This is a genomic window from Pantoea sp. GABEPS69, from assembly GCF_045780835.1.
Lineage (GTDB): Bacteria > Pseudomonadota > Gammaproteobacteria > Enterobacterales > Enterobacteriaceae > Pantoea > Pantoea septica.
Genome location: NZ_CP118618.1, coordinates 288,866 through 303,411, shown reverse-complemented (window position 1 = coordinate 303,411; position 14,546 = coordinate 288,866). Strand labels below are relative to the sequence as shown.

15 protein-coding genes are annotated in these 14,546 nt (G+C 60.5%); 4 read left to right on the top strand and 11 right to left on the bottom strand.

Going from position 1 to position 14,546, the window contains the following annotated elements:
• Positions 1–23: 23 nt before the first annotated feature.
• The 4 genes from PVE98_RS01365 to ppiA all read right to left on the bottom strand — a co-directional run bounded on the left by PVE98_RS01365 (position 24) and on the right by ppiA (position 2,090).
• Positions 24–599 carry an aminodeoxychorismate synthase component II gene (locus PVE98_RS01365; protein ID WP_033753053.1) on the bottom strand — a complete coding sequence of 192 codons (576 nt, stop codon included), beginning with the start codon at positions 597–599 and terminating at the stop codon, positions 24–26.
• Positions 600–640: 41 nt separating this feature from the next.
• Positions 641–1,237 carry a putative adenosine monophosphate-protein transferase Fic gene (locus PVE98_RS01360; protein ID WP_033753055.1) on the bottom strand — a complete coding sequence of 199 codons (597 nt, stop codon included), beginning with the start codon at positions 1,235–1,237 and terminating at the stop codon, positions 641–643.
• Positions 1,224–1,406, bottom strand: coding sequence for a YhfG family protein (locus tag PVE98_RS01355; RefSeq protein ID WP_033753059.1), 183 nt, complete (start codon positions 1,404–1,406; stop codon positions 1,224–1,226). Before PVE98_RS01355 ends, PVE98_RS01360 begins: the two co-directional genes overlap by 14 nt.
• Positions 1,407–1,517: 111 nt before the next feature.
• On the bottom strand, positions 1,518–2,090 hold the full coding sequence (gene ppiA / locus PVE98_RS01350) for a peptidylprolyl isomerase A (protein WP_048781616.1): 573 nt from the start codon (positions 2,088–2,090) through the stop codon (positions 1,518–1,520).
• A gap of 262 nt (positions 2,091–2,352) precedes the next feature.
• Here ppiA and tsgA point away from each other — a divergent pair, with 262 nt between their 5' ends.
• From tsgA to cysG, 4 genes are all read left to right on the top strand, one after another.
• Complete coding sequence (gene tsgA, locus PVE98_RS01345) at positions 2,353–3,531, top strand: MFS transporter TsgA (protein ID WP_048781618.1); 1,179 nt, start codon at positions 2,353–2,355, stop codon at positions 3,529–3,531.
• A gap of 211 nt (positions 3,532–3,742) precedes the next feature.
• Entirely contained in the window at positions 3,743–6,283 is a 2,541-nt protein-coding gene (gene nirB, locus PVE98_RS01340) for a nitrite reductase large subunit NirB (RefSeq protein WP_333620621.1), read from the top strand.
• Positions 6,280–6,606: a nitrite reductase small subunit NirD gene (gene nirD, locus PVE98_RS01335; protein WP_033753071.1), complete on the top strand. Its 327-nt coding sequence runs from the start codon at positions 6,280–6,282 to the stop codon at positions 6,604–6,606. The genes nirB and nirD overlap by 4 nt, the downstream gene beginning before the upstream one ends.
• An 86-nt stretch (positions 6,607–6,692) precedes the next feature.
• On the top strand, positions 6,693–8,057 hold the full coding sequence (cysG, locus tag PVE98_RS01330; RefSeq protein ID WP_096072163.1) for a siroheme synthase CysG: 1,365 nt from the start codon (positions 6,693–6,695) through the stop codon (positions 8,055–8,057).
• A gap of 227 nt (positions 8,058–8,284) precedes the next feature.
• Here cysG and trpS read toward each other — a convergent pair whose 3' ends face one another.
• The 7 genes from trpS to aroK all read right to left on the bottom strand — a co-directional run bounded on the left by trpS (position 8,285) and on the right by aroK (position 14,388).
• On the bottom strand, positions 8,285–9,289 hold the full coding sequence (gene trpS, locus PVE98_RS01325) for a tryptophan--tRNA ligase (protein WP_033753076.1): 1,005 nt from the start codon (positions 9,287–9,289) through the stop codon (positions 8,285–8,287).
• A gap of 13 nt (positions 9,290–9,302) precedes the next feature.
• Entirely contained in the window at positions 9,303–9,983 is a 681-nt protein-coding gene (locus PVE98_RS01320; RefSeq protein WP_096072164.1) for a phosphoglycolate phosphatase, read from the bottom strand.
• The gene (rpe, locus tag PVE98_RS01315; RefSeq protein ID WP_096072165.1) at positions 9,967–10,650 is read right to left on the bottom strand and encodes a ribulose-phosphate 3-epimerase; all 684 of its coding nucleotides are present in this window, start codon (positions 10,648–10,650) and stop codon (positions 9,967–9,969) included. Before rpe ends, PVE98_RS01320 begins: the two co-directional genes overlap by 17 nt.
• A gap of 66 nt (positions 10,651–10,716) precedes the next feature.
• Positions 10,717–11,529, bottom strand: a complete 813-nt coding sequence (gene dam / locus PVE98_RS01310) for an adenine-specific DNA-methyltransferase (RefSeq protein WP_096073849.1) — start codon at positions 11,527–11,529, stop codon at positions 10,717–10,719.
• A 94-nt stretch (positions 11,530–11,623) separates the two neighbouring features.
• Positions 11,624–12,667 carry an SPOR domain-containing protein gene (locus PVE98_RS01305; protein WP_033753086.1) on the bottom strand — a complete coding sequence of 348 codons (1,044 nt, stop codon included), beginning with the start codon at positions 12,665–12,667 and terminating at the stop codon, positions 11,624–11,626.
• A gap of 72 nt (positions 12,668–12,739) precedes the next feature.
• On the bottom strand, positions 12,740–13,828 hold the full coding sequence (gene aroB, locus PVE98_RS01300; protein WP_033753088.1) for a 3-dehydroquinate synthase: 1,089 nt from the start codon (positions 13,826–13,828) through the stop codon (positions 12,740–12,742).
• Positions 13,829–13,866: 38 nt separating this feature from the next.
• Positions 13,867–14,388, bottom strand: a complete 522-nt coding sequence (aroK, locus tag PVE98_RS01295; protein WP_033753090.1) for a shikimate kinase AroK — start codon at positions 14,386–14,388, stop codon at positions 13,867–13,869.
• Positions 14,389–14,546: the final 158 nt, after the last annotated feature.

Genomic DNA, 14,546 nt, shown 5'->3' with positions numbered 1-14,546 from the left:
ATCAACCGAAGGCAAACATAACTTCAGGTTTCAAGAAAATTACGCAGCAGCTGATGCCCCTGCTCGCTCAGAATGCTTTCCGGATGAAACTGCACCCCTTCCAGCGCTATTTCCCGGTGGCGAAAGCCCATGATCTCATCCGGCTCGCCCTCTTTCAGGCTCCAGGCGGTGATCTCGAACGCGTCGGGCAGTGAGTCCCACGCCACGATCAGAGAGTGGTAGCGCGTAACGGTCAGGGGATGATTGAGGTTGCGGAACACGCCGCGCTGGTTGTGGGCGATAGCGGAGGTTTTACCGTGCATCGCCTGGCGGGCGCGCACTATCTTCGCGCCGAAAGCCTGGGCGATCGCCTGGTGACCCAGGCAGACGCCGAGCACCGGAATGCGTCCGGCAAAGTGGCGGATCGCCGCCATCGAAATGCCTGACTCGTCGGGCGTACAGGGCCCCGGCGAAATCACCAGATGCGACAGCGGCAGCGCCGCCATCTCTTCCAGCGTGATGGCGTCGTTGCGTACTACGCGTACCTGCGCGCCAAGCTCGCAGAAGTACTGATAAAGATTCCAGGTAAAGGAGTCATAGTTGTCGATTAGCAGCAGCATAGTCCGTCCTGACTGAGAAAACCGCCGCTATTCTACGCGTTTTACAGGCTGGCGCGACTCACGACGCGGGCAAACACCGCCTCCAGCGGCGCCAGATCGCCATCCGCCCCCGCCTGAGTAGCGTCGCGCCACTGCGCGGGCTCGACCTTTTGCCAGTCGAGAAAATAGCCGGCATGCAGCGCCAGCTGCTCGAAGAAGATGCGCTGGGCGCGCCCGTTGCCTGCGCGGAACGGATGCAGCATCGCGATTTCGCAGTAGTAGTGCGCGATGCGCGCCGCGAAATCCGCCTCTTCCAGATTGCGCAGTCCCTCTTCCTCTTCCAGCGCGTCCATCAGCGTATTGCCCTCTTTTTCGATGTACTCGAAGTGGCAAAACGGCGTGTCGTCGCGCCAGATATCAATGGTGCGCAGCTCGCCCGCCCAGGCGTAGACATCCTGGAACAGCGTGCGGTGAATATGGCGCAGGAAAGGCAGACCGATGGTGGCTGGCCCCAGCTCCAGGGTGGCGAGGCGCGCGGCGCTGAACGCCAGTTCCGCCTTGCGCAGCTGGGCGGCGTCGTGGATATCCAGACGGTTTTTCAGCACATCGTCGTTCTGCCACAGATAGGGATCGCGGGCAACGCTGCTATTCGGCACCATACTGCCTCCTCAACGAATCGAGTCGCGCTTCGGCCGCGTCAGCCTGTTCGTAAGCGCTGGCAGGCTCCGCCAGGGTTAAGCCGTCCAGCCGACAGCTGGCCTGATAGCTGGCGACGCGTCGCTGCTGCCAGAGCGTATTTTTCTGTTTCTCGGTGAGTTTGTTTGCCATGCCGCCTCCTGCTCAGGGTTGTCCACACTCTCGAAGCTGAGTATAGGAGCAATTTTTTCCTTTGCCGGAGGCGGACAAGGCGAGGCCGCCAGAGAATGGCGGCGCTATAGGTCAGGGCAGGACTTTGGCGGAAAGGATAACTACCGGTTTTACCGGCACATTTTGATAAGGTCCGACATCTTTAGTCGGGACCTGGGCGATTTTATCGGCCACGTCCATTCCTTTCACAATTTTACCAAAAACCGCATAGCCGAAGTCGCGCTGGCCGTGGTCAAGGAAGGCGTTATCGGCGACATTAAGAAAGAACTGGCTGGTGGCGCTGTCTTTATCGGCGGTGCGCGCCATAGAGATGGTGCCGCGCAGGTTGCGCAGACCGTTGTCCGCCTCGTTCTTGATCGGCGCGTTGGTCTGTTTCTGCTGCATGTCAGCGGTAAAACCGCCGCCCTGCACCATAAAGCCCGGGATCACGCGATGAAAAATCGTGTTGTTGTAAAAACCGCTGTTAACGTAGTCGACGAAGTTTTTCACCGAAACCGGCGCTTTTTGATTATTCAGTTCGAGTTCGATATTACCGGCGGACGTGGTGAACAGGACGTGCGTATCGCCTTTGGCAGCCAGCGCCGAGGCGGAAACGGAGGAGAGCGCAAACAGGGCGACCGCCGCTGTAAGAGTACGTTTAAGCATGAATGAGTCCTTACCTTGGAGAGCAGCTTTTAACGACACTGATTGTAAAGAGCATAAAATACAAGAGCCAGCGTTTTACCGTTATTTACGCACGGGTTGCTCAAGCCAGCAGAATCGACCGCGCAAACGTTTTCGTGACATAAATCACATTATGAATGAAATATGAAAACTGATTTTCAGTCTTTATTTATTAAGATCACAGTTCCGTTTACACTTTCTGACAGTTTTACGCCGCCCTCTCTGTTTTCCACAGGTTCAAAACATGACAAATCGTAATCGTATCGGGCTTACCTGGATAAGCTTTTTCTCGTACGCGCTGACCGGCGCGCTGGTGATCGTCACCGGCATGGTCATGGGCGACATCGCGAAGGATTTCCAGCTGCCGATTGAGAGCATGGGAAATACCTTTACCTTCCTGAACGCCGGCATTCTGGTCTCGGTGTTCCTGAACGCCTGGCTGATGGTTATCGTGCCGCTGAAGCGCCAGCTGATTTTCGGCTTTATTCTGATGGTGCTGGCAGTGCTGGGCCTGATGACCAGCCGCGATCTCTCCGTCTTCTCGCTCTGCATGTTTGTGCTGGGCGTCGTCAGCGGCATCACTATGTCGATCGGCACCTTCCTGATTACCCATCTGTATGAAGGCCGTCAGCGCGGTTCGCGCCTGCTGTTCACCGACTCCTTCTTCAGCATGGCCGGCACGCTGTTTCCAGTGCTGGCCGGTATCCTGCTGGCGCGCGCGCTGCCGTGGTACTGGGTCTACGTCTGCATCGGGATTATCTACGTCGCCATTTTCGTTCTGACGCTGTGCGTTGAGTTTCCGGTGCTGCGCAAGCCGGAAAACAGCCCGACGGTGGAGAAAGAGAAATGGGGCGTCGGCGTGCTGTTTCTCGCCGTGGCCGCGCTCTGCTACATCCTCGGCCAGCTCGGCTTTATCTCCTGGGTGCCGGAGTACGCCACCAAAACCATGGGCATGGATATCGCCAGCGCGGGCCAGCTGGTCGGCAACTTCTGGACCGCCTATATGGTCGGCATGTGGGTCTTCAGCTTCCTGCTGCGCTTCTTCGATCTGCAACGCATCCTGATGGTGCTGGCCGGTCTGGCGACGCTGCTGATGTACTGGTTCGTCAGCACCACAGACGCCAGCATGCTGCGCTGGGTGATTATGATCCTGGGCTTCAGCTCCAGCGCTATCTACACCACCATCATTACGCTCGGCTCGCTGCAGACCAAAGTCTCCTCGCCGAAGCTGGTGAACTTTATTCTCACCTGCGGCACGGTCGGCACCATGCTAACCTTCGTGGTGACCAGCCCGATCGTGAAGCAAGGCGGCGTCCATGCCGCGCTGCTGACGGCGAACGGCCTCTACGCCGTGGTGTTCGTGATGTGCGTGCTGCTGGGCTTTGTCACCCGACACCGCCAGCACGGCCACGTGATGCACTGATGAAACAGGGCGGCGCAGGCCGCCCTCTTCTTTCCCCGCCCTGAAATGTGATCCAGCTCTTTTTTTCAGTAAATCGAATAACTTACAAAAAGTGCTTCAGAAACAGCGATATACCTCAAAATAGGTATACAGGGAGGCGCTTGATGTATATCAATATGAGCTAAAAACGGCGCGCTATTGTAGCCTCAATTCCCGCAATTTTGAGGCAAGCATGAGCAAGCACAATGTCGTCGTTATCGGTAACGGCATGGTTGGGCATCGCTTTATTGAGGAGCTGATCGACAAAGCCGAACCCGGCCAGTTTGCATTAACCGTCTTCTGTGAAGAGCCCCGCGTCGCCTATGACCGCGTTCACCTTTCCGCCTACTTCTCTCACCATACCGCCGAAGAACTCTCTCTGGTTCGCGAAGGCTACTATGAAAAACATCAGGTCAACCTGCTGCTGGGCGAGCGCGCCATCACCATCAACCGCGAAGAGAAGCTGATCCACTCCAATACCGGCCGCGCGGTGAGCTACGACACGCTGATTTTCGCCACTGGCTCTTACCCCTGGATCCCGCCGATCAAAGGCGCGGAAGCCGCCGACTGCTTCGTCTATCGCACCATCGAAGATCTCAACGCTATTGAAGCCTGCGCGCGCCGCAGCAAACGCGGCGCGGTAATCGGCGGCGGCCTGCTCGGCCTGGAAGCCGCTGGCGCGCTGAAAAACCTGGGCGTGGAAACCCACGTAATCGAGTTCGCGCCGGTGCTGATGGCGGAGCAGCTCGACGTCCAGGGCGGCGAGCAGCTGCGTCGTAAAATCGAAGAGATGGGCGTGCTGGTGCACACCAGCAAAAATACCCGCCAGATCGTGCACCACGCCGCGGGCGGCAAAACGCTGGAGTTCGCCGACGGCAGCGCGCTCGATGTGGACTTTATCGTCTTCTCCACCGGCATTCGTCCGCAGGACAAGCTGGCGAAACAGTGCGGCCTGGCGCTCGGCCAGCGTGGCGGCATCGCCGTGGACGACCGCTGCCGCACCAGCGATCCGGCGATCTACGCCATCGGCGAGTGCGCCGCCTGGCAGGACCGCGTCTTCGGCCTGGTGGCGCCCGGCTATAAAATGGCGCAGGTGGCGAGCGACGCCTTAACCGGCCGCGACAGCGCCTTCCAGGGCGCCGACATGAGCGCCAAACTCAAGCTGCTCGGCGTGGACGTCGGCGGCATCGGCGACGCGCGCGGCCGTACGCCGGGCGCGCGCAGCTACGTCTGGCTGGATGAGAGCCGTTCGGTCTACAAACGCCTGATCGTCAGCGAAGATGGCAAAACCCTGCTCGGCGCGGTGCTGGTCGGCGATACCAGCGACTACGGCAATCTGCTGCAGCTGGTGCTCAACGCCATCCCGCTGCCTGAAAATCCAGAAGGGCTGATCCTGCCTGCGGGCAGCGGCGAAAAGCCGGTAATGGGGGTCGATTCGCTGCCGGATAGCGCGCAGATTTGCTCCTGCTTCGACGTCAGCAAAGGCGACATCATCAAAGCGGTCCAGGGCGGCTGCCATACCGTCGCCGCGCTGAAGAGCGAAACCCGCGCCGGCACCGGCTGCGGCGGCTGCATTCCGCTGGTGACGCAGGTGCTGAACGCCGAGCTGAGCCGTCAGGGCATCGAGGTCAACAATCATCTCTGCGCTCACTTCCCCTACTCGCGTCAGGAGCTTTATCACCTGATCCGCGTCGAGGAGATTAAAACCTTCGACGCGCTGCTGGCGAAATACGGCACCGGCTACGGCTGCGAAGTCTGCAAACCCACGGTGGCGTCGCTGCTGGCGTCGTGCTGGAACGACTTCGTGCTGGCGCCGCAGCATACGCCGCTGCAGGACAGCAACGATCTCTTCCTCGGCAATATCCAGAAAGACGGCACTTACTCCGTGATCCCGCGCTCGCCCGGCGGCGAAATCACGCCGCAGGGTCTGAAGGTAATTGGCGAGGTCGCCGAACGCTACAATCTCTACACCAAAATCACCGGCTCGCAGCGCATCGGCCTGTTCGGCGCGCAGAAAGACGATCTGCCCGCTATCTGGTCGCAGCTTATCGCCGCGGGCTTTGAAACCGGCCAGGCCTATGCCAAAGCGCTGCGCATGGCGAAAACCTGCGTCGGCAGCGCCTGGTGCCGCTACGGCGTCGGCGACAGCCTCGGCTTCGGCATCGCGCTGGAGAATCGCTACAAAGGCATCCGCACGCCGCACAAAATGAAGTTCGGCGTCTCGGGCTGCACGCGCGAATGCGCCGAGGCACAGGGCAAAGACGTCGGCATCATCGCCACGGAAAAAGGCTGGAACCTCTACGTCTGCGGCAACGGCGGCATGAAGCCGCGCCACGCCGATCTGCTGGCGGCCGACCTCGATAGCGATACGCTGATCGCCTACCTTGACCGCTTTATGATGTTCTACATCCGCACCGGCGATCGGCTGCAGCGCACCTCGCTGTGGCTGGAGAGTCTGGAAGGCGGCATCGACTACCTGCGCAGCGTGATCGTCGACGACAAGCTGGGCATCAACAGTAAGCTGGAGGCGGAGCTAAGCGAACTGCGCGCCCGCGTGCGCTGCGAGTGGAAAGAGGCGGTGGACGATCCCACGCAGCAGGCGCGCTTCGCCCACTTCATCAACGCGCCGCTGCGCGACCCCAACGTGCAGATGGTGGCTGAACGCAGTCAGCATCGTCCGGCGCGGCCGGAAGAGCGCATCGCCGTCACCCTGATTGAGGAGAGCGAAGTATGAGCCAGTGGACGCCCGTCTGCGATCTGCAGCAAATCCTGCCCGCTACCGGCGTATGCGCGCTGGTGAATAACCAGCAGATCGCCATTTTCCGGCCGCGCGACGATAGCGAGCTGTTCGCCATCAGCAATATCGATCCTTTCGCCCAGGCCAGCGTGCTGTCGCGCGGCATTATTGCCGAGCATGAAGGCTGCCTCTGGGTGGCCAGCCCGCTAAAGAAACAGCGTTTTCGCCTCAGCGACGGCTGCTGTATGGAGGATGCGTCGCGCTCTGTCGCCGCTTATCCCGTTCGCGTCAACGCGGGCAAGGTCGAGGTTTGCGCCTGATCTCCTCCTCGCCCTGATGCTATGCTACGCCGCCGACGCCCCGCGCGTCGGCGGTCTGCCCCCTCTTCTCGCTTTCAGGATGCGCCATGGACTACTTTCCCCTTTTTTGTCGCCTGCAGGGCAAACGCTGTTTGCTGGTGGGCGGCGGCGACGTCGCCGAGCGCAAAGCGCGCCTGCTGCTGGCCGCCGGCGCCGATCTGCATGTCGGCGCGCTGCACTTTTCCCCTGCTTTCCAGCAGTGGGCCGACCGCGGCGAGCTGGCGCTGATTTCGGGCGCGTTCGACGACGCCTGGCTGGATAAGTGCTGGCTGGTGGTCGCCGCCACCGATGACGATGCGGTGAATCAACAGGTGGCGCAGGCCGCCGAAGCGCGCCGTATCTTCTGTAATCTGGTGGACGCGCCGGAGCAGGCCAGCGCCATTATGCCGTCGATTATCGATCGTTCGCCGCTGATGGTCGCGGTCTCTTCCGGCGGCCGCGCGCCGGTGCTGGCCCGCCTGCTGCGCGAAAAAATCGAGGCGATGCTGCCACAGCATCTCGGCCAGCTGGCGTCGCTGGCAGGCACGCTACGCGCGCGCGTTAAACAGCGTTTCGCCTCGATGGCGCAGCGACGCTTTTTCTGGGAGCGCTTTTTCACCAGCGATCGGCTGGCGCAGACGTTGGCCAACGGCGACGGCGCGCGCGCGGAGCAGCTGGTCGACGAGCTGTTCAGCGACGCGCGGCCCGCTCAGGGCGAGGTGACGCTGGTAGGCGCCGGGCCGGGCGACGCCGGGCTGCTGACGCTGAAAGGGCTGCAGCAGATCCAGCAGGCGGACGTCATTGTCTATGACCGGCTGGTCTCCGAGGAGATCCTTAATCTGGTGCGCCGCGACGCGGAGCGCATTTTCGTCGGCAAGCGCGCCGGACACCACTGCGTGCCGCAGGAGCAGATTAATCAGCTGCTGCTGGAGCAGGCGCAGCGCGGCAGGCGCGTCGTGCGACTAAAAGGCGGCGATCCCTTTATTTTCGGCCGCGGCGGCGAGGAGCTGGAGGCGCTGACAGAGCATCATATTCCGTTCAGCGTGGTGCCGGGCGTCACGGCGGCGTCGGGCTGCTCGGCCTACAGCGGCATTCCGCTGACGCATCGCGATCATGCCCAGAGCGTGCGGCTGGTCACCGGCCATCTGCAGCAGAAGAATGCGCTGGAGTGGGAGAAGCTGGCCGCCGAACAGCAGACGCTGGTGTTCTATATGGGGTTGTCGCAGGCGCCGCATATTCAGCAGCAGCTGATGCGTCACGGCATGCGCGGGGATATGCCGGCGGCGCTGATTGAGAACGGCACCAGCACGCGGCAGCGCGTGGTGACCGGCACGCTGGATCGGCTCAGCGAGCTGGCGCAGCAGGTAGAGAGCCCGTCGCTGATTATTATCGGCAGCGTGGTGTCGCTGCGCGATCGCCTGCGCTGGTTTTAGGCTGGCCTCGGAAACGAATTTAAAAAACGTTTGAGTTGACTGAAATAAGGTGCCAACGCGGATGAGGTGGTCCGATCGCAAAGACGCAAAAACGGCGTCCTTGCCAGCTCGGCCTGCGCCATCCCTGGCGCAGGACGCTTTGCTCTTCGGCCCACCTCACCCGCTTGCTAACTTTACTGCTGCCTGAAAAAAGCGGGATGGCTTCCGCCTTTTACTTTTTAATCAAATTATGGCGCGGCGACAAAGCCGATCGCTTCATATACCTTCTTCAGCGTCTCCTGCGCGCGCTCACGCGCTTTCTGCGCGCCGTCGCGCATCACCTGCTCGAGGAAGGCTTCGTCGTTGCGATAGCGGTTATAGCGCTCCTGCAGTTCGGTGAGCATGCCCGATACCGCATCCGCCACCGCCCCTTTCAGGTGGCCATACATCTTGCCTTCGAACTCCGCTTCCAGCTCGGCGATGGTTTTGCCGGTAACGCCAGAGAGGATATCCAGCAGGTTCGAGACGCCCGCTTTCTCTTTGACGTCGTAACGCACTACCGGCGGCTCTTCGGAGTCGGTCACGGCGCGCTTGATCTTCTTCACCACCGATTTCGGATCTTCCAGCAGGCCGATAACGTTATTGCGGTTATCGTCCGATTTGGACATCTTGCGCGTCGGCTCCAGCAGCGACATCACGCGCGCGCCCGATTTCGGAATAAACGGCTCAGGCACGCGGAAAATATCGCCGTAGAGCGCGTTAAAGCGCTGCGCGATATCGCGGCTCAGCTCAAGGTGCTGCTTCTGATCTTCACCTACCGGCACCTGATTGGTCTGGTAGAGCAGAATATCCGCCGCCATCAGCACCGGATAATCGAACAGGCCCGCGTTAATGTTCTCTTCATAGCGCGCCGACTTATCTTTGAACTGCGTCATGCGGCTCAGCTCGCCGAAATAGGCGTAACAGTTCAGCACCCAGCTCAGCTGAGCGTGTTCCGGCACGTGCGACTGCACAAAGATGGTGCTCTTGCTGGGATCGATGCCGCAGGCGAGATAGAGCGCCAGCGTATCCAGCGTCGCCTTGCGCAGCGCCGCCGGATCCTGACGAACGGTGATAGCGTGCAGATCGACGATGCAGTAAATGCAGTGGAAATCGTCCTGCATCTGCACCCACTGACGCAGCGCACCCATATAGTTGCCAATGGTAAGTTCGCCGGACGGCTGTGCGCCGCTGAAAACAATGGGTTTGCTCATACTTGTGTCCTGATTAGTGCAGCCCGAGAAGGGGCAAAAGTTCATCAAAAGAGTCGAGGGTCAGGTCAGGCTTGCTGTCGGCGATCGGCTCGCCGTAGTTGTAGCCATAGGTCATGGCGACGTTCGGCACGCCAGCGGCCTGCGCCGCCTGAATATCGTTGCGTGAATCGCCGACGAACAGCAGTTGATTCGGCAGCACGCCGAAGCGGCCCAGCACCAGAAAAATCGCGGCCGGATGCGGTTTTTTTACGATGACGTCATCGCCGCCGATGATCAGCGTAAACGCCCCGGCGATACCGAGGGAGGCCAGCAGCGGCGCGACGAACGGCGTCGGCTTATTGGTGACGATCGCCAGCGGCAGCCCTTTGGCATGCAGCGCCAGCAGCGTCTCTTTCACCTGTGGAAACAGCGTGCTGCCCGCATCTACCGTCGCGGCGTAGTGTTTGTCGAACAGGGCGCGCGCGTCGCGCTGCTCGTCGGGCTGCGGCTCGCGGCCCAGCGCCCAGGTCAGCGCGCGCGACATCATTACGTCCGCGCCGTTGCCGATCCAGGTTGAGGCGCGCTCAACGCCCGCCGGCGGCAGCTGCAAGTCCGCCAGCGCCAGGTCGATCGCCTGCGACAGGCCGGGTGCGCTGTGCACCAGCGTTCCGTCGAGGTCGAACGCCAGCGCGCGAATATCAGTGAAATGAGCCATTAACCTTCTCCAGTTCGTGACGCATTTCATCAATCACTTTCTTGTAGTCGGGATGGCCGAAAATCGCCGAACCGGCGACGAACATATCGGCACCGGCGGCGGCGATCTGCGCGATGTTATCGATTTTGACGCCGCCGTCCACTTCCAGACGAATGTTGTAGCCGCCGTGATCGATGAGTCTGCGCGCTTCGCGCAGTTTATCCAGCGTGCCGGGAATAAAGGACTGGCCGCCGAAGCCTGGATTGACCGACATAATCAGGATCACGTCGAGCTTATCCATCACATAATCGAGATAGCTCAGCGGCGTCGCCGGATTAAACACCAGGCCCGCTTTGCAGCCGTGCTCTTTGATCAGCTGCAGCGTACGGTCGACGTGTTCGCTCGCTTCGGGATGAAAAGTGATATAGCTGGCGCCTGCTTTGGCGAAGTCCGGGATCAGCGCATCGACCGGCTTAACCATCAGATGCACGTCAATCGGCGCGGTAATGCCGTAGTCGCGCAGCGCTTTCAGCACCATCGGCCCCATCGTCAGATTGGGAACGTAGTGATTGTCCATCACGTCGAAATGCACCACGTCGCCGCCGGCGGCTAACGCTTTTGCGGTATCTTCACCCAGGCGGGCAAAGTCCGCCGACAGGATTGAAGGGGCCAGCAAATATTGTTTCATCCGATTCTCCCAATGTTGTGCGCCAGCCTTGCGGCTGACGTAATGCCTGGTCGCGGACGAAACAGACTAGCAGTAAAGTGCCAGCAGTTCGTCGACCTGTGTGCGACCCGTTATGCTTCGGCTGATAGAACGCCGCGCTTTCACCACGTGTAATACTGCATCCTGATACCAGAGACGCGTCAGAGCGGTGTCGTGATTAGAGATCAGAACCGGTATGCGGCTCTCGAGCGCCAGCCGCGACGCCAGCTCCGCCAGATGCTGCTGCTCGCGCATACTAAAGCTGTTGGTGTGGTAGGCCGTAAAATTGGCCGTCGCCGACAGCGGCGCGTAGGGCGGATCGCAATAGACCACTGAACCCACCTGCGCATTGGTCAGGGTAACATCGTACGATTCGCAGACAAAGGTCGCCTTTTGCGCGCGCTCAGCGAACCACAGCAGTTCCGCTTCTGGAAAGTAGGGTTTGCGGTAGCGGCCGAAGGGCACGTTGAACTCGCCGCGCAGATTGTAGCGGCACAAGCCGTTGTAGCCGTGACGGTTAAGATAGAGAAACAGCAGCGCGCGTTCGTAGGCGTCGCGGCTGGCGTTAAAGGCGATGCGGCGCTGGTAGTAGCATTCCGACGTATTGCCTTCCGGCGAGAAAAGTCGACGCGCATCCTCGATAAATGCCGCGCTGCGGTGCTTAACGATGTTGTAGAGATTGATCAGGTCGCTGTTGATATCCGCCAGATGGTAGCGCTCATAGTCGGTGTTGAGAAACACCGACCCCGCGCCGACAAAAGGCTCAATCAGGCAGTCGCCTTGCGGCAGATGGCGACGGATATCCTCCATCAGGGGATATTTGCCTCCTGCCCATTTCAGGAAAGCGCGATTTTTCTTCATGCTGTCGTGGTTATACATCTTATTGTGGAGCTGTGGCGGACCGACAGCAGAACGGCGCTTATCAACGGGGCCGGCTTAACCGGCCCCACATAGTTTACTGGCTGGCTTCTTTCTTAACCTGACTTACAGGCTTCACCCAGGGATTCTGCGCGCGAACTTCCGCGGGCAGCGAGGCCACGGCGCGTCGGGCATCCGCCGAGGTGGCGTAAGAGCCGCTCACCAGCACGTACCACGGCTGGCCGTTGCGGGTGGTTTTATAGACATGATAGCCGCTGAGATTCTGTTTCTTCGCCCAGGCGTTCAGGCTCTCTGCGCGCGAGGCGCCGCTCAGCTGCAGCGTGTAGTTGCCGCCTGGCACCGATTTCGCTGCCGCGCCGTTGCCGGTCGCGCTGCTGGCTGCCGTGCTGCTGCCGCCTGTCGCGCCGTTAAGAGCAGGGCGCGCTGGCGTGGTATGGGTGCGGCTTTCGCTGGCTGCCGGACGGCTGGCGGTCGAAGATTTATGTGCCGGTTCGCGTGACGCATGCGTCTGCGCAGCGGGACGCTGCGTGGTCGGACGCGTCGCCGCAGGCGCGCTAATGCTGCCGTTTCCAGCGTTGCCGCTGACGGTTGCAGGCGCGGTCGGCAGCGAACTGCCGCCCTGTGCGGCGCTATCGACCTGCTGCTGCTGATTGCTCAGCGCGCTGTTGAGATCGCCAGGCAGGGTAACGCGCTGCTGGCTGGCGGGCGCTTCAACCGGCGCCGCCTGAGTCGGCGTAGAGGAGACCGGCGGCATAGAGACGTCGCGCGGCGTGGTGCCGTCGGCCGGCGCGCTGTTTGCGGCCGCGCCTTCCGTCGGCGCCGTCTGGCCGCCGCTCATCGGCGTCGAGCCGGAAAGATCGATGCTCTTTTCGCCGCCGCTGCCGCTGGATGCCGGCGCGTTAGCCGCGTCTTTGCCTGCCGCCGGTTTGCTCTCGTCCGGGCCTTTCAGCGCCGATCCAATGCCGAGCACCAACAGCAGCAGCACCAGAATGCCGATGCCCATCATCATATGCTGGCGCGAAACCGGCACTTTAGGGGCGGAAGCCGTCTTACGCGGGCGCGAGGGACGGCGGTCGCTGGCGTCAGGTTTTAACTCGTCTTCCGGTTTAAACTCATCCATTTTGCCTCCTCCGTAAAGCGGCATTCGGCCATGCGCACCCCGCGCGCCGCGTCACCACTTAACTGCTTATATTCAGGGTTTTTGACAGTCGTTAATCGCAGCCAGCACCATATCATGCGCCACGCCGCCGCGCACTTCGGAGCGGCCTAACGCCAGCGGCAGCACCAGCCGCAGCTCGCCTGCCAGCACCTTTTTGTCGCGCAGCATATGCGGCAGATAGGCTTCCGCCTTCATGCTTTCCGGGCCGTGCACGGGCAAGCCCGCGCGCTGCAGCAGCGCGATAATCCGCTGCGTATCGGCCTCGCTGAACTGGCCGAGACGCTGCGCCGTGCGCGCCGCCATGACCATGCCCGCCGCGACGGCTTCGCCGTGCAGCCAGTTGCCGTAGCCCATATGCGCTTCAATAGCGTGGCCGAAGGTATGGCCCAGATTCAGCAGCGCGCGCTGGCCGTGTTCATGTTCGTCGGCCGCCACCACGTCCGCCTTAAGCTCGCAGCAGCGGCGAATGCACCAGGCGGTCGCCTGTTCATCCAGCGCCAGCAGCGCATCGAGATTTTGCTCCAGCCAGCTAAAGAACTCGCCGTCCAGAATAATGCCGTATTTGATCACTTCCGCCAGGCCTGAAGCGAGCTCGCGCGGCGGCAGCGTGCGCAGACAGTCGGTATCGATCACCACCGAGGCAGGCTGGTAAAAGGCGCCGATCATGTTTTTGCCTAACGGGTGGTTAACGGCCGTTTTGCCGCCGACCGAAGAATCGACCTGCGACAGCAGCGTGGTGGGCACCTGAATAAAGCGCACGCCGCGCTGATAGCTGGCGGCCGCAAAGCCGGTAAGATCGCCGATCACGCCGCCGCCCAGCGCGATAAGCGTGGTGTCGCGGCCGTGCGGCTTTTGTAGCAACGCGGTAAAGACGTCATCCATCACGGCCAGCGTTTTGTACTGCTCGCCGTCGGGTAGAATCACCTGGTCCACTTTGACGCCTGCGGCCGTCAGCAGCGCCGAGAGCTTATCAAGATAGAGCGGCTCCAGCGTCTGGTTGGTGACCAGCATTGCATTATCGCCCGCTTTCAGCGGCCAAAAAGAAGCCGGATCCTTGAACAGTCCGGCGGCAATGGTGATGGGATAGCTACGCTCTCCCAGTGAGACGGTGATCTTCTCCATGATGCTCGATACCTGTTACTGAGCCTTGCGGCGTTAGATCAGTTTTTTTCCAACATGTGGATAATCTGGTTGGCCACCACTTTCGCACTTTGATCGTCAGTACGAATGGTGACATCCGCGATCTCTTCATAGAGCGGGTTGCGCTCGCCCGCCAGCGCTTCAAGCACTTCACGCGGCGGCGAATCAACCTGCAGCAGCGGACGCTTTTTATCGCGTTGCGTGCGTGCCAGCTGTTTCTCGATGGTGGTTTCAAGATACACCACGACACCACGGGCGGAGAGACGATTGCGTGTTTCCCGAGATTTGACGGAACCGCCGCCGGTCGCCAGGACAATGCCCTGCTTTTCGGTCAGCTCGTTAATGATTTTTTCTTCGCGGTCACGAAATCCAGCTTCGCCCTCGACGTCAAATACCCAGCCCACATCCGCTCCGGTACGTCGCTCAATTTCCTGATCGGAATCGAAAAATTCCATATTGAGTTGCTGAGCTAACTGACGACCAATAGTGCTTTTGCCGGCACCCATCGGCCCAACCAGAAAGATATTGCGTTTCTCTGCCATTTTGTCGGTATTACTAAGAATTCGTTGATGATACCCCGCGTTCAGCGATATCGCTGGCGGGACAGGAACTGAGACCTCATGAGCGTTAGCAAGAGTCAGACGAAAAATTATCTCAACACTCAAGGGCGTTTGGCAACCGAATAAATCGCCCTCCGGCA

Bases quoted from the DNA above. Each gene is read 5' to 3' on its own strand.
- cysG (WP_096072163.1), top strand. From the start codon at position 6,693: ATGGACTACTTTCCCCTTTTTTGTCGCCTGCAGGGCAAACGCTGTTTG.
- PVE98_RS01365 (WP_033753053.1), bottom strand. From the start codon at position 599: ATGCTGCTGCTAATCGACAACTATGACTCCTTTACCTGGAATCTTTAT.
- nirB (WP_333620621.1), top strand. From the start codon at position 3,743: ATGAGCAAGCACAATGTCGTCGTTATCGGTAACGGCATGGTTGGGCAT.
- trpS (WP_033753076.1), bottom strand. From the start codon at position 9,289: ATGAGCAAACCCATTGTTTTCAGCGGCGCACAGCCGTCCGGCGAACTT.
- dam (WP_096073849.1), bottom strand. From the start codon at position 11,529: ATGAAGAAAAATCGCGCTTTCCTGAAATGGGCAGGAGGCAAATATCCC.
- rpe (WP_096072165.1), bottom strand. From the start codon at position 10,650: ATGAAACAATATTTGCTGGCCCCTTCAATCCTGTCGGCGGACTTTGCC.
- PVE98_RS01360 (WP_033753055.1), bottom strand. From the start codon at position 1,237: ATGGTGCCGAATAGCAGCGTTGCCCGCGATCCCTATCTGTGGCAGAAC.
- ppiA (WP_048781616.1), bottom strand. From the start codon at position 2,090: ATGCTTAAACGTACTCTTACAGCGGCGGTCGCCCTGTTTGCGCTCTCC.
- PVE98_RS01320 (WP_096072164.1), bottom strand. From the start codon at position 9,983: ATGGCTCATTTCACTGATATTCGCGCGCTGGCGTTCGACCTCGACGGA.
- aroK (WP_033753090.1), bottom strand. From the start codon at position 14,388: ATGGCAGAGAAACGCAATATCTTTCTGGTTGGGCCGATGGGTGCCGGC.
- aroB (WP_033753088.1), bottom strand. From the start codon at position 13,828: ATGGAGAAGATCACCGTCTCACTGGGAGAGCGTAGCTATCCCATCACC.
- nirD (WP_033753071.1), top strand. From the start codon at position 6,280: ATGAGCCAGTGGACGCCCGTCTGCGATCTGCAGCAAATCCTGCCCGCT.
- PVE98_RS01305 (WP_033753086.1), bottom strand. From the start codon at position 12,667: ATGGATGAGTTTAAACCGGAAGACGAGTTAAAACCTGACGCCAGCGAC.
- tsgA (WP_048781618.1), top strand. From the start codon at position 2,353: ATGACAAATCGTAATCGTATCGGGCTTACCTGGATAAGCTTTTTCTCG.
- PVE98_RS01355 (WP_033753059.1), bottom strand. From the start codon at position 1,406: ATGGCAAACAAACTCACCGAGAAACAGAAAAATACGCTCTGGCAGCAG.